The sequence below is a fragment of the Anaerococcus sp. HMSC065G05 genome (assembly GCF_001812365.1).
GTDB lineage: Bacteria > Bacillota > Clostridia > Tissierellales > Peptoniphilaceae > Anaerococcus > Anaerococcus vaginalis.
The window spans coordinates 1-263 of record NZ_KV808718.1 but is presented as its reverse complement, the minus strand read 5'-3'; the positions used below and the strand labels follow the sequence as shown (position 1 = coordinate 263).

The following is a 263-nucleotide window of genomic DNA, read 5'->3' as shown; positions in this document are numbered from 1 at the left end:
GCTGATAAAGCAGGAACACATGATCCATCAAATATAGAAGGTTATCAATTTGTAAGAACAGAAAAAGATGAAAAAGGTAATACAAGACATATTTATCAAAAACTTGCACCTGTTCCAAAAGTTGAGACAAGATATGTTGATGAAAATGGCAACCAACTACTTCCACCAAAAGAAGGAACACAAAATCAAGTAAATATTGATGGCTACGATTATGTAAGTACAAATAAAGATAATAATGGTAATACAATTCATGTTTACAAGAA

The 263-nt window shown here is 30.4% G+C and carries 1 protein-coding gene; it reads left to right on the top strand.

The features are described 5' to 3' along the window. The coding region (locus tag HMPREF2852_RS06185) for a MucBP domain-containing protein (RefSeq protein ID WP_148130556.1) at positions 1–263 on the top strand (263 nt) is incomplete at both ends.